This is a genomic window from Streptomyces sp. NPDC005496, from assembly GCF_042872045.1.
Classification (GTDB): domain Bacteria; phylum Actinomycetota; class Actinomycetes; order Streptomycetales; family Streptomycetaceae; genus Streptomyces.
This window is the reverse complement of the sequence record NZ_JBIAJQ010000009.1, coordinates 182,396-202,293: the sequence shown is the minus strand read 5'-3', so window position 1 is coordinate 202,293 and position 19,898 is coordinate 182,396. Positions and strand designations below refer to the sequence as shown.

Here is a 19,898-nt window from a genome sequence, read left to right as displayed (position 1 = left end):
GCCGGTGCCGACGCCCACTTGGGACGTCGGCACCGGCGTCTGACCGTTGCCGAGGCACCCTTGACTTGATGATGAAGTGTCATGAGCCTGGCTCTGTTCGCCGCCGTGGCGGACCAGTGCAAGGGGGACTCATGAGACGAAGAGCGAGAGCGATCCTCGCTGCGAGCGCGTTCCTGCTGGGCGGTGCGGGCCTGGCCCCGGCCGCCCAGGCACAGGACGGCAGTTCACCCGAGCCGGACGCGAACGCCGTCAAGGTGTTCCGCGCCGAGGTCACGAAGAAGCAGGTACCCCTGCTGCTCGCGGCCGGACAGGACGCCCACGAACTCGGCGAACAGGCGCCGGACAAGGGCACCGCGTCGGTCGAGGTCTACCTCACCGACAAGCAGGCCGAGAAGCTGGAGAAGCAGGGCGTCGAGCTCACGGAGCACAAGCTGTCGGCGCGGGCCGAGGCGCGGGTGGCGGCTGCGGGCGACGGCGTGTTCCGCCCGTACAGCGGCAAGGGGAACCTGCGGGAGGAGATCCTCAGGACCAACCAGGACCACCCGGGTCTCACCAAGGTCGTCTCCATCGGCAAGACCGTCAAGGGCCAGGACATCCTCGCCCTCAAGCTGACCAAGGGCGCCCGGAAGAGCAAGGACGGCGCCAAGCCGTCCGTGCTGTACATGTCCAACCAGCACGCGCGCGAGTGGATCACGCCGGAGATGACCCGGCGCCTGATGCACTACTACCTGGACAACTACTCCACGGACAAGCGGGTCAAGAAGCTCGTCGACTCCACGGAACTGTGGTTCGTGCTGTCCGCCAACCCCGACGGCTACGACTTCACGTTCTCCCCCGAGGGCGACCGGCAGTGGCGCAAGAACCTCCGGGACGTGAACGGCGACGGCGCCATCACGACCGGGGACGGCGTCGACCTCAACCGCAACTTCGCCTACAAGTGGGGTTACGACGACGAGGGTTCGTCCCCCAGCCCGACCAGCCAGACCTACCGCGGCGCGAGCCCCGGCTCCGAGCCCGAGACCAAGGCCCTGGACGCCTTCGAGAAGCGCATCGGCTTCACGTACGGCATCAACTACCACTCCGCCGCCGAGCTGCTCCTGTACGGGGTCGGCTGGCAGGTGGCGACGCCCAGCCCGGACGACGTGCTCTACCGCTCGCTCGCCGGAACCCCCGAGAACTCGGCCGTCGAGGGCTACCACCCGCAGGTCTCCTCGGAGCTCTACACCACCAACGGTGAAGCGGACGGGCACGCGAGCAACGTCAACGGCACGGGGATGTTCACCCCCGAGATGTCGACCTGCCAGACCGCGTCGAACCTCTACCCGGACGACGCCTGGAACGCGGCCGACTGCGCCTCGGTCTTCACGTTCCCGGACGACGAGAAGCTGATCGAGCAGGAGTTCCGCAAGAACGTCCCGTTCGCGCTCTCCGTCGCCGAGACCGCCTCGCACCCCGACCGGCCCTCCTCCTCGGTCGGCATCGACGCCCCCGACTTCAGCCCCGCGGCCTTCTCGACGTCGTACGCGCGCGGCGCCGACCAGGAGGTCTCCGTCGTCGCCCGCAGGTCGGTCCGCGACAAGGAGCTCAAGTACCGCGTCAACGGCGGCCGCACGCACGACATGGCGCTCAGGCCGTGGAAGGGTGGCGAGACCTACGGCGGCGAGGACAACCTCTACTTCGACGAGTACCGCGCCAAGGTCCGGGACGGCGACACCGGCGACAAGGTCGAGGTCTGGTTCACCGGCCGGACCCGCAGCGGGAAGCGCACCTCCAGCAGTCACTTCACCTACACCGTGGCCGAGCGGCCGCGTGCCGACACCCTCGTCGTGGCCGAGGAGGGCGCGACGGCGACCCAGGCGCAGAAGTACACCGACGCGCTGAAGGCCAACGGCCGCAAGCCCCTCGTCTGGGACGTCGCCACCCAGGGCGCCCCCGACGCGCTCGCGGTCCTCGGGCACTTCGGCACGGTCGTCCACTACACGGGCGCCGACCGGCCCGGCAACGCCACCCAGCTCCAGCTGCGCGCCTTCCTCAACGAGGGCGGCAAGCTGATCGAGGCGGGCGAGCAGGCCGGCGGCAACGTCGACCTCGGCGGCGGCACCCTCTCGAACGACTTCAGCCAGTACTACCTGGGCGCCTACTCCCGCACGACGACCCCGGGCGCCACCGGCTTCAACGGCTCCGGCAAGCTCGCGGGCTTCACCGGCGCCCTCGGCGACGCGCCCGGCAACCCGCTGAACGCGGCCGGCGCGTACGGCGTCACCTCCGACACGCTGCCCGTCGCGCGGTACCCGCAGTTCGCCAGCGCGGGCGCCGGCCAGTTCGCCGGGACGGTCAACCCGTACGGGCCGTACGCGGGCTCGTACATGGCCGCCGCCGTCCACACCGACGACGCCTACAAGCGCCTCACCCGCACGATCGACCTCACCGGGGTGAGCGCGGCCGACAAGCCGACGCTGCGCACCCGTCTCCTGTGGGACACCGAGCCCGGCTACGACCACGCGGTGCTGGAGGCCCACACCACCGGGGCCGAGGACTGGACCACGCTCCCCGACGCGGGCGGCGCGACCGGTTCCGCCGTCCCGGCCGAGTGCGAGGCCGGGTTCCTGCTCAACGAGCACCCCTTCCTCAAGCACTACCTGACGCAGGGCGCCACGGCCTGCACGGGCACGGGCACCAGCGGCGCGTGGAACAGCTTCACGGGCGAGTCGGACGGCTGGCAGCAGGTCGAGTTCGACCTCAGCGCGTACGCCGGCAAGTCCGTGGAGGTCTCGCTGAGCTACATCACCGACCCGAGCAGCGGCGGCCACGGGCTCCTCGCGGACGACGCCTCGCTCGTCGTCGGAGGCACGGCCACCGCGACCGAGGGCTTCGAGACGTCGCTCGGCGTCTGGCGCGTCCCCGGTCCGCCGGCGGGCAGCCCGGCCGTCCTCAAGGACTGGACGCGCACCGGGGCGCTGTTCCAGACGTACGGAGGCGTCACCACGGACGACACCGTGCTGATGGGCTTCGGCCTGGAGCACGTCACCGCGGCGGCCGACCGTACGGCGCTGCTCGGGAAGGCGCTCGCGGCCCTGAGGAGCTGATTCCCCCTCGTCAACACGGCGTGACGTCGCGTAGCCGTCACGAGTGACCGGATCTCCCGGGCCGGGCGGTCCGTACCCCTACTGGCGGGTACGGACCGCCCTGCCGTGTATGGGCCCTCTCGATGTCACTCAGGAGGCGTCAGGGAGGTAGGGTCGTAGGCGGTCGGGGACATCCCATACAACTCGCCGGCATCTGAGCCGGCGTACCAACGAGGAGATCGGTTTCGTGACGATCCGCGTAGGCATCAACGGCTTTGGCCGCATCGGTCGTAACTACTTCCGCGCGCTGCTGGAGCAGGGTGCTGACATCGAGATCGTGGCTGTCAACGACCTGGGTGACACCGCGACCACCGCTCACCTGCTCAAGTACGACACCATCCTGGGCCGCCTCAAGGCCGAGGTGTCGCACACCGCCGACACGATCACCGTCGACGGCCACACCATCAAGGTGCTCTCCGAGCGCAACCCCGCGGACATCCCGTGGGGTGACCTCGGCGTCGACATCGTCATCGAGTCGACCGGCATCTTCACCAAGAAGGCCGACGCCGAGAAGCACATCGCGGGCGGCGCCAAGAAGGTCCTCATCTCGGCTCCGGCCAAGGAAGAGGACATCACGATCGTGATGGGCGTCAACCAGGACAAGTACGACCCGGCGAACCACCACGTCATCTCCAACGCCTCCTGCACCACCAACTGTGTGGCGCCGATGGCCAAGGTCCTCGACGAGAACTTCGGCATCGTCAAGGGTCTGATGACGACGGTCCACGCGTACACGAACGACCAGCGCATCCTGGACTTCCCGCACTCGGACCTGCGCCGCGCCCGCGCCGCCGCCGAGAACATCATCCCGACCACGACGGGTGCCGCCAAGGCCACCGCCCTGGTCCTGCCCCAGCTCAAGGGCAAGCTCGACGGCATCGCGATGCGCGTCCCGGTCCCGACCGGTTCCGCCACCGACCTCGTCGTGACGCTGCAGCGCGAGGTCACCAAGGACGAGGTCAACGCCGCGTTCAAGAAGGCCTCCGAGGACGGCGACCTCAAGGGCTTCCTGACCTACACCGAGGACCCGATCGTGTCCTCGGACATCGTCGGCGACCCGTCGTCCTGCACCTTCGACTCCTCCCTGACCATGGTCCAGGAGGGCAACTCGGTGAAGATCCTCGGCTGGTACGACAACGAGTGGGGCTACTCCAACCGCCTCGTCGACCTCACGGTCTTCGTCGGCGGCCAGCTCTAGTACCCGGAGCAGGCACCTCGATGTGAGAGCAGGGCCCGGGCAGCGCTAGGCCGCGCTGCCCGGGCCCTCTCGCACGTGCTGATCGATCAGCCCTCACGGATCTCACGAGCCTCCCAGGAGTCCCTTCATGAAGACGATCGACGAACTTCTCGCCGAAGGCGTGGACGGCAAGCGGGTCTTCGTCCGCGCCGACCTCAACGTGCCGCTGGCCGACGGCCGTATCACCGACGACGGCCGCATCCGCGCCGTCCTGCCCACCGTCAAGGCCCTCGCGGAAGCGGGCGCCAAGGTGGTCGTCGCCTCCCACCTGGGCCGCCCCAAGGGCGCCCCGGACCCGGCCTTCTCCCTGCTCCAGCCCGCCGAGCGGCTCGGTGAACTCCTCGGCGCCTCCGTGGCGTTCGCCCAGGACACCGTCGGCCCCGCCGCCCACGACGCGGTGAACGGACTGCAGCCCGGCCAGGTTGCCGTCATCGAGAACCTGCGCTTCAACGCCGGCGAGACCTCCAAGGACGACACCGAGCGCGGCGAGTTCGCCGATCAGCTCGCCGCCCTCGCCGACGTCTACGTCGGTGACGGCTTCGGCGCCGTGCACCGCAAGCACGCCTCCGTGTACGACCTCCCGGCCCGCCTGCCGCACTACGCCGGCTACCTCATCGCCACCGAGGTCGGCGTCCTCAAGAAGCTCACCGAGGACGTCAAGCGCCCCTACGTGGTCGCGCTCGGCGGCTCCAAGGTCTCCGACAAGCTCGCCGTCATCGACCAGCTGCTCGGCAAGGCCGACAGGCTGCTCATCGGCGGCGGCATGGCGTTCACCTTCCTCAAGGCCAAGGGGTACGAGATCGGCGCCTCCCTCGTCCAGGAGGACCAGATCCCGGCCGTCGTCGAGTACGTCGAGCGCGCGGAGAAGAACGGCGTCGAGCTGGTCGTCCCCGTCGACGTCGTGGCCGCGACCGGGTTCCCGGACCTGAAGACGAAGGCCCCCTCCGACCCCACCACCGTCGCCGCGGACGCCATCCCGGCCGACCGGATGGGTCTCGACATCGGTCCTGAGACCCGCAAGCTGTACGCCTCGAAGCTCGCCGACGCGGCCACCGTCTTCTGGAACGGCCCGATGGGCGTCTTCGAGCACCCCGATTACGCCGAGGGCACCAAGACGGTCGCCCAGGCCCTTCTCGACTCCCCGGCCTTCACGGTCGTCGGCGGTGGCGACTCCGCCGCGGCCGTCCGCATCCTGGGCTTCGACGAGCAGGCATTCGGCCACATCTCGACCGGCGGCGGCGCCTCCCTCGAATACCTCGAGGGCAAGACGCTCCCCGGCCTCGCCGCACTGGAGGACTGACCTCAATGAGCACGCGCACGCCGCTGATGGCGGGCAACTGGAAGATGAACCTCAACCACCTCGAGGCCATCGCGCACGTCCAGAAGCTCGCCTTCGCCCTGGCCGACAAGGACTACGAGGCCGTCGAGGTCGCCGTCCTGCCGCCCTTCACCGACCTGCGCTCCGTGCAGACCCTGGTCGACGGCGACAAGCTGAGGATCAAGTACGGCGCCCAGGACCTCTCGGCGCATGACTCCGGCGCCTACACCGGCGAGATCTCCGGTGCGATGCTCTCGAAGCTCAAGTGCACGTACGTGGCCATCGGCCACTCCGAGCGCCGGCAGTACCACAACGAGACCGACGAGCTGTGCAACGCCAAGGTCAAGGCCGCGTACAAGCACGGCCTCACCCCGATCCTGTGCGTCGGTGAGGGACTGGACGTCCGCAAGGCCGGCAACCAGGTCTCGCACACGCTCGCGCAGGTCGACGGCGCCCTCAAGGACGTCCCGGCCGAGCAGGCCGAGTCCATCGTGATCGCGTACGAGCCGGTCTGGGCGATCGGCACCGGCGAGGTCGCCACCCCCGAGGACGCCCAGGAGGTCTGCGGCGCGATCCGCGGCCGTCTCGCCGAGCTGTACTCCCAGGAGCTGGCCGACAAGGTCCGCATCCAGTACGGCGGCTCGGTCAAGTCCGGCAACGTCGCGGCGATCATGGCCCAGCCCGATGTGGACGGCGCGCTGATCGGTGGGGCGGCGCTCGACGCCGACGAGTTCGTCAAGATCGTCCGCTTCCGCGACCAGTGAGTATGCGGTAGCGGCGTTCCGTCGTACTCTTGCGGGGGTCCGGTGGCAACCCACCGGACCCCCGTTGTCATCCAGATCCGAGGAAGTTGGTCCAGCCGTGGTTATGGGGTTCTCGATCGCCCTGATCGTCTTCAGCCTGCTGATGATGCTGCTGGTGCTGATGCACAAGGGGAAGGGCGGCGGCCTCTCCGACATGTTCGGTGGCGGTATGCAGTCGTCCGTCGGCGGCTCCTCGGTCGCCGAGCGCAACCTCGACCGGATCACCGTGGTGATCGGTCTGCTCTGGTTCGCGTGCATCGTCGTGCTCGGCATCCTGATGAAGACCGGCAACTGATCTCCGGCTGACATCGGTACGGCGTCTCGACAGCGCAATACGCACGCACATTTTGCACGTAAGGCCCCATGTCCGGTACGCGCCTCCCGGCGCGGCCTATCATGGGGCTTGCGTCTAGGGGCGGGGATGTAACTCCAATCACTGGACGCGCGTTGGGCCTTACGTAGACTGAGGCGCTCGCAGCGAAGCGTCACGCCGACTCGCTTCGCGGCACCATTACGCAGGGAGTTACGACCGTGGCAAGTGGCAACGCGATCCGAGGAAGCCGGGTCGGGGCGGGGCCGATGGGCGAGGCCGAGCGTGGCGAGTCCGCGCCGCGGCTGCGCGTCTCCTTCTGGTGCTCCAACGGGCACGAGACGCAGCCGAGCTTCGCCAGCGACGCGCAGGTCCCCGACACCTGGGACTGCCCGCGCTGCGGCTTTCCGGCCGGACAGGACCAGGACAACCCGCCGGACCCGCCGCGCACCGAGCCGTACAAGACGCACCTCGCGTACGTACGGGAGCGGCGCAGCGACGCGGACGGCGAGGCGATCCTCGCCGAGGCGCTCGCCAAACTGCGGGGCGAGATCTAGGAGTTGACAGCCGGCCGGACACCGAGGGGTGCCTGGCCGGACGCGTCTGGTACGGCCGTCCCGCCCGCTCCACGGCCGGTTGTCAGTGGTGCCCTCTACGGTTCTTGCATCAGTGGAAGCCGCGGGGGGCCCGATGACGACGACCGATGTGCCAGAGGCGCGTGCGCCCGCGTGGCGTGGCGGGTTCGGCCGGCTGTGGAGTGCCGCCGTCCTCTCCAGCTTCGGTGACGCCCTGCGGACGGCGGCCCTGCCGCTGCTGGCCGCGACGCTGACCCGCGAGCCCCTCCTCGTCGCGTCCGTCACCGCCTGCGGCTACGTCCCCTGGATCGTCTTCGGACTGCTCGGCGGAGCCGTCGCCGACCGGGTGGACCAGCGGCGCGCGATGTGGACCGTCGACGTGGTGCGGGGTCTGCTGGTGGCGGCCTTCGGCGTGGCCGTCGCCCTGGGACACGCCTCGATCGGCCTGCTGATCGCCCTGGCCCTGGCGCTCACCACCCTCCAGACCCTCTTCGACAACGCGTCCACGGCGCTGCTCCCCGCCCTCGTCGAGCGTGAGGCGCTCGGCAGTGCGAACGCGCGGCTGATGACCGGCCAGCGCGTCGCCGGCGGTCTCCTCGCCGGCCCCCTCGTCCCCGCGCTGATCGTCGCCGGAGCCGCCGTCCCCTTCCTCGCGGACGCCGTGACCTACCTCGTGGCCGCCGCGCTCGTCGCCTCCCTGCGCGGCGCGCCCGCCGAGCGCCCCCCGAGACCCGCGGGCAGCACCCTGCGCGGCGAGATCGCGGCCGGGCTGCGCGTCCTCGCGCGGGACCGGGCGCTGCGCGGACTGTGCGCGGCCACCGCCCTGTGCAACATCGGCATGGGCGCCCTCATCGCCACCCTGGTGCTCCTCGTGACCGGCTGGCTCGACGCGGGGAACGCCGGATACGCGGCGGCGATGACCGCCTACACGCTCGGCAGCCTGGCCGGGGGAGCCGCCAACCGGCGCGTCGTGGCCCGGCTCGGCCGGATGCGTGCCGTGCTGCTCGCCGGGGCCGTGCAGACCGGTGCGCTCCTCGCCATGGGCTCGATACGCAGCCTCGCCGCGCTGACCGTGAGCATGGGCGTCTTCGGGCTCATGGGCATGGTGTGGAACGTCAACACCACGACCCTGATGCAGCAGCGCAGCCCCGCCGGCGCACTCGGCCGCGTCAGCTCGGCGTTCCGGACGCTCGCGGTCGCCGGAGCGCCTGTCGGGGCCCTGCTGGGAGGCGCCGTCGCGACGGCCCTGGGGCTCAACGCCCCGGCGCTGCTGGCCGCCGTGTTCTTCGCCCTCGCCGTCACCGCCCTGACACCCGCGCGCAAGCGGGACGTATCTGTTGTCAACCCGCACGCCCGCTCCACGACAGCTCACGTCGAGCCCTGATCAATTAGGTTGGGACCGGCAGCGGGGCAAGGTACGCAGCAGCACACGCAGGAAAGAGGCGGAAGTCCGAGATGAACGCAGAAAGCCGTACCAGGCTCACCCAGACACCCGAGTGGACCGCTCTGGCCAAGCACCGTGAGGAGGTCGGCGAGACCCGTCTGCGGGACCTGTTCGCCGCCGACCCCGGGCGCGGCTCCCGGTACACCCTCGAAGTCGGTGACCTGCACGTCGACTACTCCAAGCACCGGGTCACCGACGAGACCCTGCGCCTGCTGCGCGAGCTGGCCTCGGCCACCGGCGTCTTCGGCCTGCGGGACGCCATGTTCCGCGGCGACAAGATCAACGTCACCGAGGACCGGGCCGTGCTGCACACCGCGCTGCGCGCCCCGCGCGACGCCGTGATCGAGGTCGACGGGGAGAACGTCGTGCCCGCCGTGCACGCCGTGCTCGACCGGATGAGCGCCTTCGCCGACAAGGTCCGCTCGGGTGAGTGGACCGGGCACACCGGCAAGCGCATCAAGAACGTCGTCAACGTCGGCATCGGCGGCTCCGACCTCGGTCCGGCGATGGCCTACGAGGCGCTGCGCTCCTTCACCGACCGGGGCCTCACGGTCCGCTTCGTGTCGAACGTGGACGGCGCCGACCTGCACGAGGCCGTCCACGACCTGGACCCGGCGGAGACGTTGTTCGTCATCGCCTCGAAGACCTTCACCACGATCGAGACGATCACCAACGCGACCTCGGCCCGCGACTGGCTGCTCACCGGGCTGGGTGCCGGTCAGGACGCCGTGGCGAAGCACTTCGTGGCGCTGTCGACGAACGCCGGCAAGGTGGCGGACTTCGGCATCGACACGGCCAACATGTTCGAGTTCTGGGACTGGGTCGGCGGCCGCTACTCCTTCGACTCCGCGATCGGCCTGTCCCTGATGATCGCGATCGGCCCCGACCGCTTCCGGGAGATGCTCGACGGCTTCCACCTCGTCGACGAGCACTTCCGCACGGCGCCCGCCGAGTCCAACGCCCCTCTGCTGCTGGGCCTGCTGGGCATCTGGTACGGGAACTTCTTCGACGCCCAGTCGCACGCGGTGCTGCCGTACTCGCACTACCTGTCCAGGTTCACCGCGTACCTCCAGCAGCTCGACATGGAGTCCAACGGCAAGTCGGTGGACCGCGAGGGACGCCCCGTGGAGTGGCAGACCGGCCCGGTCGTCTGGGGCACCCCCGGCACCAACGGCCAGCACGCCTACTACCAACTCATCCACCAGGGCACCAAGTTGATCCCGGCCGACTTCATCGGTTTCGCCGAGCCGGTCGCCGGTCTGCAGCCGGCCCTGGTCGCCCAGCACGACCTGCTGATGGCGAATTTCTTCGCCCAGACGCAGGCGCTGGCCTTCGGCAAGACGCCGGACGAGGTGCGCGGCGAAGGGGTGCCCGAGGAGCTGGTCCCGCACAAGACCTTCCGGGGCAACCACCCGACGACGACGATTCTGGCCCGCGAGCTGACCCCGTCCGTGCTGGGCCAGCTGATCGCGCTGTACGAGCACAAGGTGTTCGTCCAGGGCGCGATCTGGAACATCGACTCCTTCGACCAGTGGGGCGTCGAGCTCGGCAAGGTCCTCGCCAAGCGCGTCGAACCCGCGCTGACCGAGGGCGCCGACGTGCCAGGGCTGGACGAGTCGACGAAGGCCCTGGTCGCCAAGTACCGCCAGCTGCGCGGCCGTTAGCGCCTGTCCGGCGGATCATGCCGGAGACGCGGGGTCTGGCACGCCCGTCTGCGGCGTTGTCGTCGGTTGCCGACTCCCCCACTCTCGGCTCCACTCGAGCGGGGGGACCCCCATCGCGTCGACGTCCTCCTCCGCCTTGCAGCCGAACGCACCAGACCCCGCTCACCTGGGCTGCAAGGCACTGCCGATTTCCTCCGGCTTGATCCGCCGGACAGGCCCCAGGCCTCCGGCGCGGGGGAGGCGGGTGTGATCGCCCGCCTCCCGTAGACTCGCCGCCGGTCGGATCGACGAGGGCTCGGGGGAGCAAGTGACCGGTTCACGAAGAGGATGGCTGAGCGGCCCGCTGTCGGCGAGGTCGGTCCTGCAGCCGAAGGCCGTGGCGCGGGCCCTGTTCCACCCGGCGTGGATCCCGGCGCCGGCCGATCCGTCCGTGGAGCGGCTCAAGCGCGTGCGGGTGGTCGCCGGGGCGGTCGCCGCGTTCGGGGTCTACACGTTCGTGCAGGGCAGGTTCGAGTTCAGGGAGATCCTGGAGAACATGCTGACGGCGGCCCTCGTGCTGCTGGTCATCACGCCCCTAACGGTCGGCGTGATGCTGTTCGTCTGGCGCCGCACCGGACGCCTCCGCGAGCTGCGCGGGTCGCTCTTCGACTCGCTCAAGCTGCTGCTGCTCTTCATCGGCACGATCGTGGTCACGGTACTGCTGTGGCAGCTGTCGATGTCGCTCGGCGGCAGCCTGCTGATGATGGTCCCCGGGCTGACCGCGATGTGGCTCACCGGCCTCGTCGCGTACGGAGCCGTGCAGGTGTCCGGGAACTTCTTCGGTTCCGCCGGTGTGCACCGCTGCCTGCCGGCGTTGCTCGCCACTGTGACCTCATGGCTCATGGCCATCCCGGACCTGGTCACCGGCGACCTGCACGGGCTCAGCCTCACCATGGGGATCGTCTTCATCCTGGGGGCACCCCTGACGGTGACCGCCATCTCGGCGCTGGAACTGCACCGGCTGCGGCGGCGGCACGGCATCCGGCTGCGGGCGCACCCGGCCACGCTGCCCCGGCCGGTTCCGCCCGCCCCGCCGTACGGGCATCTGCCGCCGCAGCCCGGCCCGTTCGCGCCGAACCCGGCGTTCACGTTCCACCAGGGCGGCCCCTACGCGCCGGGGCCGGGCAACCCGTACCCCCAGCCTCCGCAGCACCCCTACCCCCAGGGACCCGCCAACCCGTACGGCCGGCCCCGGAGCTGAGGCGGGCCCAGCGCCCGGGACGGCGGCCACGACGCCGAACGCCGGGCGAGCCTTTCGGCCCGTCCGGCGTTCGAGTGGATTTACGGTGGCGACCCGGAGGCCGGGCCGCCCGTGCCCTACGGCGAGGCGGGCGGGTACAGCGAGCGCGGCAGCTGCGAGGCCGCCGCGGAGTCCAGCAGCCACAGGGTGCGGGCCCGTCCGTAGGCCCCCGCAGCGGGTGCCTGCACCTCGCCCGCGCCCGAGAGGGCGATGGCCGCGGCCTCCGCCTTGTCCTCGCCGGCCGCCAGCAGCCACACCTCCCGCGCGGAGCGGATCGCGGGCAGCGTGAGCGAGACGCGCGTCGGCGGGGGCTTCGGCGCCCCGTGCACGCCGACGACCATGCGTTCCGTCTCCCGGACCGCCGGCAGCTCCGGGAACAGCGAGGCCACGTGGGTGTCCGGGCCGACGCCCAGCATGAGGACGTCGAACGTCGGTACGGAGCCGTGGTTCTCGGGCCCCGCCGCCTTCGCCAGCTCGGCCGCGTAGCCCTCGGCCGCCGCGTCCGCGTCGGCGCCGTACGGGCCGTCGGACGCCGGCATCGCGTGCACCCGGGCGGGGTCCAGCGGAACCGCGTCCAGCAGCGCCTCGCGCGCCTGGGTGACGTTGCGCTCCGGGTCGCCCTCGGGCAGGAACCGCTCGTCACCCCACCACAGGTCGAGACGGGACCAGTCGACGGCGTCCCGGGCGGGCTCGGCGGCCAGCGCGGCGAGGAGGCCGTTGCCGTTGCGTCCCCCGGTGAGCACGACCGAGGCGTAGCCGCGCGAGGCCTGCGCGTCCACGATCTTCGTGACCAGCCGGGCCGCGGCGGCCTTGGCCATCAGCTCCTTGTCGTGGTGGACGACGAGCTGCGGTGTGTTCACTTGGCGGCCGCCTTCTTGGCCGGTGCCTTCGCGGCCTGCTTGGCGGGCGCCTTGGCCGTGCGCCGCGCCGGAGCCTTGGCGGCGGTCTTGACCGCACCCTCCTCCGCGTCGTCGGCCGGGGCCCCGGCGGCACCGGCGTTCAGCCGGTCCACGCCGTACCGCAGCGCCGACGCGTAGGTGTCGTCCGGGTCGAGCCGGCGCAGCTCCTCCGCGATCAGCTCGGCCGTCTCGCGGCGCTTGAGCGCCACCGCGCGGTCGGGCTGGCCCTGGATGGACAGCGTCGCCAGCGAGCCGTCGGCGCGGTCCAGGACGATCGGGCCGCAGTCGGTGGCCATCCGGACGGCGGTGAGGCCGGGGCCGGCGGACACCGAGCGCTTCACCGGGACGGCGAGCCGGTCCGCGAGCCACATGGCGAGCAGCTCGCAGCTCGGGTTGAACTCCTCGCCCTCCACCTCGACCGCGTCGACCTCGCACGCGACCTGGTCGAGCGCGGCGGCCAGCATGGAACGCCAGGGCGTGATCCGGGTCCACGACAGGTCCGTGTCGCCGGGGGAGTAGGCGTCGGCGCGGGCCGAGAGCTCGCGTACCGGCTGCTCGCAGGCGTAGGTGTCGGTGACCCGGCGCTGGGCGAGGGCGCCCAGCGGGTCGTTGGCGGGGTCGCTCGGCGCGTTCACCGGCCACCACGCCACGACCGGGGCGTCCGGAAGCAGCAGCGGCAGCACGACCGACTGGGCGTGGTCCACGACCTCGCCGTACAGCCGCAGGACGACCGTCTCGCCGGTGCCCGCCTCCACACCGAGGCGCACCTCGGCGTCCAGGCGGGACTTCGTGCGGTCGCGGGGTGAGCGGGAGACGCGCTTGATGACCACGAGGGTGCGCGAGGGGTGCTCGCGCGAGGCGTCGTTCGCGGCCCTCAGGGCGTCGTAGGCGTTCTCCTCGTCGGTGACGATGACGAGGGTGAGCACCATGCCGACGGCCGGCGTGCCGATGGCGCGGCGGCCCTGCACGAGCGCCTTGTTGATCTTGCTGGACGTGGTGTCCGTGAGATCTGTCTTCATGGCCGCCGCCAGCTCCGTCCGTCTCGTTCCAGCATCTGGTCCGCCTCGACGGGGCCCCAGGTGCCGGCCGGGTACTGCGCGGGCTTGCCGTGCCTGTCCCAGTACTCCTCGATCGGGTCGAGGATCTTCCAGGACAGCTCGACCTCCTCCGTGCGGGGGAAGAGGTTGGAGTCGCCGAGCAGGACGTCGAGGATCAGCCGTTCGTACGCCTCCGGGCTGGACTCCGTGAACGACTCGCCGTACGCGAAGTCCATCGACACGTCCCGGATCTCCATGGAGGTGCCGGGGACCTTGGACCCGAAGCGGACCGTGATGCCCTCGTCGGGCTGGACGCGGATGACGATCGCGTTCGAGCCGAGCTCCTCCGTCGCCGTGTGGTCGAAGGGGGAGTGCGGGGCGCGCTGGAAGACGACCGCGATCTCGGTGACACGGCGGCCGAGCCGCTTGCCCGTACGCAGGTAGAAGGGGACGCCCGCCCAGCGGCGGTTGTCGATCTCCAGCTTGACGGCCGCGTAGGTGTCGGTCTTCGACTTCGCGTCGATACCGTCCTCCTGGAGGTAGCCGACGACCTTCTCGCCGCCCTGCCACCCCGCCGCGTACTGCCCGCGGACCGTGTTCCTGCCCAGGTCCTTCGGCAGCCTGGCCGCGCCGAGCACCTTGGTCTTCTCGGCGGCGAGCGCGTCCGCGTCGAAGGAGGCGGGCTCCTCCATCGCGGTCAGGGCCATCAGCTGGAGCAGGTGGTTCTGGATGACGTCACGGGCGGCGCCGATGCCGTCGTAGTAGCCGGCCCGGCCGCCGATGCCGATGTCCTCGGCCATCGTGATCTGGATGTGGTCGACGTACGACCGGTTCCAGATCGGCTCGAACATCTGGTTGGCGAAGCGCAGCGCCAGGATGTTCTGGACGGTCTCCTTGCCCAGGTAGTGGTCGATGCGGAAGACCTGGTCCGGGGCGAAGACCTCGTGGACGATTCGGTTGAGCTCCTCGGCCGACTTCAGGTCGTGTCCGAAGGGCTTCTCGATGACCGCGCGGCGCCAGGAGCCGCCCTGCTGGTCGGCCAGCCCGTGCTTCTTGAGCTGCTGCACGACCTTGGGGAAGAACTTCGGCGGTACGGAGAGGTAGAAGGCGAAGTTGCCGCCCGTGCCCTGCGCCTTGTCGAGGTCCTCGATCGTCGCCTTGAGCTGCTCGAAGGCGTCGTCGTCGTCGAAGTCGCCCTGGACGAAGCGCATCCCCTGGATGAGCTGCTGCCAGACCTCCTCGCGGAACTCGGTGCGCGCGTGCTCCTTGACGGCGTCGTGGACCTCCTGGGCGAAGTCCTCGTCCTGCCACTCCCGCCGGGCGAAGCCGACGAGCGAGAAGCCCGGTGGCAGCAGTCCGCGGTTGGCGAGGTCGTACACGGCGGGCATCAGCTTTTTACGTGACAAATCGCCCGTGACGCCGAAGATGACCAGGCCCGACGGCCCCGCGATACGCGGGAGCCGTCGGTCTGCGGGGTCACGCAGCGGATTGCTGCTCGACAAGATTTCAGCCCTCCGAAGGGGCGAGGCGCTGGAGCTCCGCCTCGGTCGACTTGAGCAGGTCGTTCCAGGACGCCTCGAACTTCTGGACGCCCTCGACCTCCAGCAGCTCCACGACCTCGTCGTACGAGATCCCGAGCTTCTCGACCGCGTCGAGGTCGGCACGAGCTTGCTCGTACGTACCCGTGACGGTGTCGCCGGAGATCTCGCCCTCGCTCTCGGTGGCCTCGAGGGTGGCTTCCGGCATGGTGTTCACCGTGTTCGGCGCGACCAGTTCCTCGACGTACATGGTGCTCTTGTACGCCGGGTCCTTGACGCCGGTGGACGCCCACAGCGGACGCTGCTTGTTGGCCTGCGCCTTGTCGAGGGCGGCCCAGCGCTCACCGCTGAACACCTCCTCGTACGCCTGGTAGGCGAGGCGCGCGTTGGCGACGCCGGCCTTGCCGCGGGCGGCCTTGGCCTCGTCGGTGCCCAGCGCGTCGATCCGCTTGTCGATCTCCGTGTCCACGCGGGACACGAAGAAGGACGCCACCGAGTGGATCTTGGAGAGGTCCAGGCCGCGCTCCTTGGCCTTCTCCAGACCGGCAAGGTAGGCGTCCATGACCTTGCGGTAGCGCTCCAGCGAGAAGATCAGCGTCACGTTCACGCTGATGCCGAGGCCGATGACCTCGGTGATCGCCGGGATGCCCGCCTCGGTGGCGGGGATCTTGATGAGCGTGTTCGGGCGGTCCACCAGCCAGGCCAGCTGCTTGGCCTCGGCGACCGTCGCCTTGGTGTCGTGGGCCAGACGCGGGTCGACCTCGATCGAGACCCGGCCGTCCTGACCGCCCGTGGAGTCGAACACCGGGCGCAGGATGTCGGCGGCGTCGCGGACGTCCGCCGTCGTGATCATGCGGATGGCTTCCTCGACCGTGACCCGGCGGGCCGCGAGGTCGGAGACCTGCTGGTCGTAGCCGTCGCCCTGCGAGATGGCCTTCTGGAAGATCGAGGGGTTGGTGGTGACGCCCACGACGTGCTGCTGGTCGATCAGCTCGGCGAGGTTGCCGGACGTGATCCGCTTGCGCGACAGGTCGTCCAGCCAGATCGCGACGCCTGCTTCGGAGAGGCGCTTGAGTGCGTCTGTCATGGAAAATGCATCTCCTACGTGTCGTATGTCAGCGTCAGCGCTGGGCTGCGGCGATCGATTCCCGGGCGACGGAGGCGACGTTCTCGGCAGTGAAGCCGAACTCCTGGAAGAGCACCTTGCCGTCGGCGGAAGCACCGAAGTGCTCCAGCGAAACAATGCGTCCGGCGTCGCCGACGAACCGGTGCCAGGTGAGACCGATGCCGGCTTCCACCGCCACCCGCGCCCTGACGGACGGCGGCAGGACGCTGTCCCGGTACCCCTGGTCCTGCTCCTCGAACCACTCCACGGACGGCATGGACACGACCCGCGTCGGAATGCCCTCGGCCTGAAGCTGCTCACGTGCCTCGACAGCCACATGCACCTCGGAGCCCGTGCCGATCAGGATGACCTCGGGGGTGCCGCCCTCGGCCTCGAACAGCACGTAACCGCCCTTGGCGGCGTCGTCGTTGGCCTCGTACGTCGGCACGCCCTGGCGGGTCAGCGCGAGACCGTGCGGAGCACCCTTGCCGAACACCTTGGTGTAGCGGCGGAGGATCTCGCGCCAGGCGATCGCGGTCTCGTTGGCGTCGGCGGGGCGGACGACGTTCAGGCCCGGGATGGCGCGCAGCGAGGCGAGGTGCTCGACGGGCTGGTGGGTGGGGCCGTCCTCGCCGAGGCCGATGGAGTCGTGCGTCCACACGTACGTCACCGGCAGGTGCATGAGGGCGGAGAGGCGGACGGCGTTGCGCATGTAGTCGGAGAACACCAGGAAGGTGCCGCCGTAGATGCGGGTGTTGCCGTGCAGCGCGATGCCGTTCATCTCCGCGGCCATGGAGTGCTCGCGGATGCCGAAGTGGATCGTGCGGCCGTACGGGTCGGCGCCGGGCAGCGGGTTGTCGGCCGGCAGGAACGAGGAGTTCTTGTCGATCGTCGTGTTGTTCGAGCCGGCGAGGTCGGCGGAGCCGCCCCACAGCTCGGGGATGACCGCGCCGAGGGCCTGGAGGACCTTGCCGGACGCGGCGCGCGTGGCGACGCCCTTGCCCGCCTCGAAGACCGGGAGCTTCTCCTCCCAGCCGGCCGGCAGCTCGGTCGCGTCGATGCGGTCGAACTCGGCGGCGCGCTCCGGGTTGGCGGTGCGCCACGCGGCGAACGTCTTGTCCCACTCGGCCTTGGCCTCACGGCCGCGGTCGAGTGCGCCGCGGGTGTGGGCGAGGACCTCGTCGGAGACCTCGAAGGACTTCTCCGGGTCGAAGCCGAGGACGCGCTTGGTGGCCGCGACCTCGTCGTCGCCGAGCGCCGAGCCGTGCGCGGCCTCGGTGTTCTGGGCGTTCGGGGCCGGCCAGGCGATGATCGAGCGCATCGCGATGAACGACGGCTTGTCCGTCACGGCCTTGGCGGCCTGGATCGCCGCGAAGAGGGCCTCGGGGTCGAGGTCGCCGTTCTCCTTGGGCTGCACCCGCTGCACGTGCCAGCCGTACGCCTCGTACCGCTTGACGGTGTCCTCGGAGACGGCCGTCTCGGTGTCGCCCTCGATCGAGATGTGGTTGTCGTCCCACAGCAGGACCAGGTTGCCGAGCTTCTGGTGACCCGCCAGGGAGGACGCCTCGGCGGAGATGCCCTCCTGGAGGCAGCCGTCACCGGCGATCGCGTAGATGAAGTGGTCGAACGGGGAGGTGCCGGGGGCCGCCTCCGGGTCGAACAGACCGCGCTCGTAGCGGGCGGCCATCGCCATGCCCACCGCGTTGGCGACACCCTGGCCGAGCGGGCCGGTCGTGGTCTCGACACCGGTGGTGTGGCCGTACTCGGGGTGGCCGGGCGTCTTGGAGCCCCACGTCCGGAAGGACTGGAGGTCCTCCAGCTCCAGGCCGAAGCCGGCCAGGTACAGCTGGATGTAGAGGGTCAGGGACGAGTGACCCGCGGACAGCACGAAACGGTCGCGTCCGGTCCAGTCGGCGTCCGCCGGGTCGTGCCGCATCACCTTCTGGAAGAGGGTGTAAGCGGCGGGCGCCAGGCTCATCGCCGTACCCGGATGGCCGTTGCCGACCTTCTGTACGGCATCGGCGGCCAGGACGCGGGCGGTGTCGACGGCCCGCTGGTCCAACTCGGTCCACTCGAGGTCTGTGGTGGTCGGCTTGGTGCTCACCCTGAGTCAGGGCTCCTCTCCACATGGTCCACATGTCGAATGCCGGTGGGCTCGGCGCCCACCGGACTTTGTCGAGCCTACCCCCGTAAGTACGTGCGTTTTTTCGACTCATTCCAGACTGCCGGGACTGGACGCGATCCGCCTCCCGACCGGTGTGTTCCCCGTGTGGCAAGTGAATACGGAGCCGCTCATCTGACTGCTCAATCGAGAGGTGCCCGGCTCTTTGTGCGCGGGCCCCCAACACGACCCCACCCCCGCGAAGAGCGGGGTCTGGGCAACGTCTACAGTGGCGTGGTACGCGCGAGCCTTTACCGGGAGTTCACACCCGGGGCTTGCTGGGATGTCTCTGTCAGGGGTGTGCGTGACGGCCGTCGAATCCCGTCCAGCGGGTGGGGGCACCACCCATGCCGTGAAGGCCGTGGGGGAGCTCGGGACGAGCAGCCCGCGGGGCCAGCGGCCGTTCGGGGCCCGTGTCATGGCGTTCGTGGCGCTGACCAAGCCGCGGATCATCGAGCTGCTGCTGATCACCACCGTTCCGGTGATGTTCCTGGCCGAGCAGGGCGTGCCCGACCTGAAGCTGGTGCTCCTCACCTGCCTCGGCGGCTACCTGTCGGCCGGCGGAGCCAACGCGCTCAACATGTACATCGACCGTGACATCGACGCCCTGATGGACCGGACGGCGCAGCGGCCCCTGGTCACCGGCATGGTCAGCCCCCGCGAGTGCCTGGCCTTCGGCCTCTCGCTCGCGGTGGTCTCCACCCTGCTCTTCGGCCTCACGGTCAACTGGCTGTCGGCCTGGCTGTCGCTGGGCGCACTGCTCTTCTACGTGGTCGTCTACACGATGATCCTCAAGCGCCGCACCTCGCAGAACATCGTCTGGGGCGGCATCGCCGGCTGCATGCCGGTCCTCATCGGCTGGTCCTCGGTGACCGACTCGATGTCGTGGGCCCCGGTCGTTCTCTTCCTCGTCATGTTCTTCTGGACGCCGCCGCACTACTGGCCGCTGTCGATGAAGGTGCGCGAGGACTACGCGCGCGTGGGCGTGCCGATGCTGCCGGTCATCGCCTCCAACAAGGTGGTCGCCCGCCAGATCGTCCTCTACAGCTGGGTGATGGTCGCCGTCTCGCTGCTGCTGACCCCGCTCGGCTACACCGGGTGGTTCTACACCTCGGTCGCGCTGGTGGCCGGCGGCTGGTGGCTGTGGGAGGCGCACGGGCTGCAGAACCGCGCCCGGTCCGAGGCGACGGGCGGCAAGCTCAAGGAGATGCGGCTGTTCCACTGGTCGATCACCTACGTCTCGCTGCTCTTCGTGGCGGTCGCGGTGGACCCCTTCCTGCGCTAGACGCGCTCGGACACTCCCGACGGGCGGGGGGGGGGGGGGGGGGGCCCCCCCCCCCCCCCCCCCCCCGGGTACAACCCCCCCGCCCCCAGCACGCCCCGGCGGCCCCCCCCCCCCCGGG

General features: G+C 70.3%; 15 protein-coding genes. 10 read left to right on the top strand and 5 right to left on the bottom strand.

Annotated features, from left to right (window positions below; translation table 11 throughout):
* Nucleotides 1–131: 131 nt before the first annotated feature.
* The 9 genes from ACFYQQ_RS27270 to ACFYQQ_RS27230 all read left to right on the top strand — a co-directional run bounded on the left by ACFYQQ_RS27270 (nt 132) and on the right by ACFYQQ_RS27230 (nt 11,716).
* Nucleotides 132–3,086, top strand: a complete 2,955-nt coding sequence (locus ACFYQQ_RS27270; RefSeq protein WP_355791696.1) for a M14 family zinc carboxypeptidase — start codon at nt 132–134, stop codon at nt 3,084–3,086.
* 226 nt (nt 3,087–3,312) lie between these two features.
* Nucleotides 3,313–4,323, top strand: a complete 1,011-nt coding sequence (gap, locus tag ACFYQQ_RS27265; RefSeq protein WP_356169294.1) for a type I glyceraldehyde-3-phosphate dehydrogenase — start codon at nt 3,313–3,315, stop codon at nt 4,321–4,323.
* A 127-nt stretch (nt 4,324–4,450) separates the two neighbouring features.
* The gene (locus ACFYQQ_RS27260; protein ID WP_355789077.1) at nt 4,451–5,662 is read left to right on the top strand and encodes a phosphoglycerate kinase; all 1,212 of its coding nucleotides are present in this window, start codon (nt 4,451–4,453) and stop codon (nt 5,660–5,662) included.
* A gap of 5 nt (nt 5,663–5,667) precedes the next feature.
* A complete protein-coding gene (tpiA, locus tag ACFYQQ_RS27255; protein WP_355789074.1) occupies nt 5,668–6,444 on the top strand; it encodes a triose-phosphate isomerase in 777 nt (258 codons plus the stop codon).
* A gap of 103 nt (nt 6,445–6,547) precedes the next feature.
* On the top strand, nt 6,548–6,778 hold the full coding sequence (gene secG, locus ACFYQQ_RS27250; protein WP_355789072.1) for a preprotein translocase subunit SecG: 231 nt from the start codon (nt 6,548–6,550) through the stop codon (nt 6,776–6,778).
* Between the two features lie 236 nt (nt 6,779–7,014).
* Complete coding sequence (locus ACFYQQ_RS27245; protein WP_079083975.1) at nt 7,015–7,350, top strand: RNA polymerase-binding protein RbpA; 336 nt, start codon at nt 7,015–7,017, stop codon at nt 7,348–7,350.
* A gap of 133 nt (nt 7,351–7,483) precedes the next feature.
* Nucleotides 7,484–8,752 carry an MFS transporter gene (locus ACFYQQ_RS27240; RefSeq protein ID WP_355789070.1) on the top strand — a complete coding sequence of 423 codons (1,269 nt, stop codon included), beginning with the start codon at nt 7,484–7,486 and terminating at the stop codon, nt 8,750–8,752.
* 71 nt (nt 8,753–8,823) lie between these two features.
* Nucleotides 8,824–10,476, top strand: a complete 1,653-nt coding sequence (gene pgi / locus ACFYQQ_RS27235; RefSeq protein ID WP_388905394.1) for a glucose-6-phosphate isomerase — start codon at nt 8,824–8,826, stop codon at nt 10,474–10,476.
* A 307-nt stretch (nt 10,477–10,783) separates the two neighbouring features.
* Nucleotides 10,784–11,716, top strand: a complete 933-nt coding sequence (locus tag ACFYQQ_RS27230; protein WP_356239068.1) for a hypothetical protein — start codon at nt 10,784–10,786, stop codon at nt 11,714–11,716.
* Nucleotides 11,717–11,832: 116 nt separating this feature from the next.
* On the opposite strand, the gene pgl is transcribed toward ACFYQQ_RS27230, so the two are convergent.
* From pgl to tkt, 5 genes are read right to left on the bottom strand one after another with little or no spacing between them, the layout of a single operon-like run.
* Nucleotides 11,833–12,615 carry a 6-phosphogluconolactonase gene (gene pgl, locus ACFYQQ_RS27225; protein WP_356169307.1) on the bottom strand — a complete coding sequence of 261 codons (783 nt, stop codon included), beginning with the start codon at nt 12,613–12,615 and terminating at the stop codon, nt 11,833–11,835.
* Nucleotides 12,612–13,673: a glucose-6-phosphate dehydrogenase assembly protein OpcA gene (gene opcA, locus ACFYQQ_RS27220; protein WP_355786238.1), complete on the bottom strand. Its 1,062-nt coding sequence runs from the start codon at nt 13,671–13,673 to the stop codon at nt 12,612–12,614. Before opcA ends, pgl begins: the two co-directional genes overlap by 4 nt.
* Nucleotides 13,670–15,196 (bottom strand): glucose-6-phosphate dehydrogenase, encoded by a 1,527-nt coding sequence (zwf, locus tag ACFYQQ_RS27215; protein WP_355786246.1) that lies wholly within the window; start codon nt 15,194–15,196, stop codon nt 13,670–13,672. Before zwf ends, opcA begins: the two co-directional genes overlap by 4 nt.
* 1 nt (nt 15,197) lies before the next feature.
* On the bottom strand, nt 15,198–16,316 hold the full coding sequence (gene tal, locus ACFYQQ_RS27210; protein WP_355786241.1) for a transaldolase: 1,119 nt from the start codon (nt 16,314–16,316) through the stop codon (nt 15,198–15,200).
* Nucleotides 16,317–16,350: 34 nt separating this feature from the next.
* The gene (gene tkt, locus ACFYQQ_RS27205; protein ID WP_356169312.1) at nt 16,351–18,438 is read right to left on the bottom strand and encodes a transketolase; all 2,088 of its coding nucleotides are present in this window, start codon (nt 18,436–18,438) and stop codon (nt 16,351–16,353) included.
* A 355-nt stretch (nt 18,439–18,793) separates the two neighbouring features.
* Between tkt and ACFYQQ_RS27200 the strand changes: the two genes are divergently transcribed.
* Nucleotides 18,794–19,780 carry a heme o synthase gene (locus tag ACFYQQ_RS27200; RefSeq protein ID WP_388905468.1) on the top strand — a complete coding sequence of 329 codons (987 nt, stop codon included), beginning with the start codon at nt 18,794–18,796 and terminating at the stop codon, nt 19,778–19,780.
* Nucleotides 19,781–19,898: the final 118 nt, after the last annotated feature.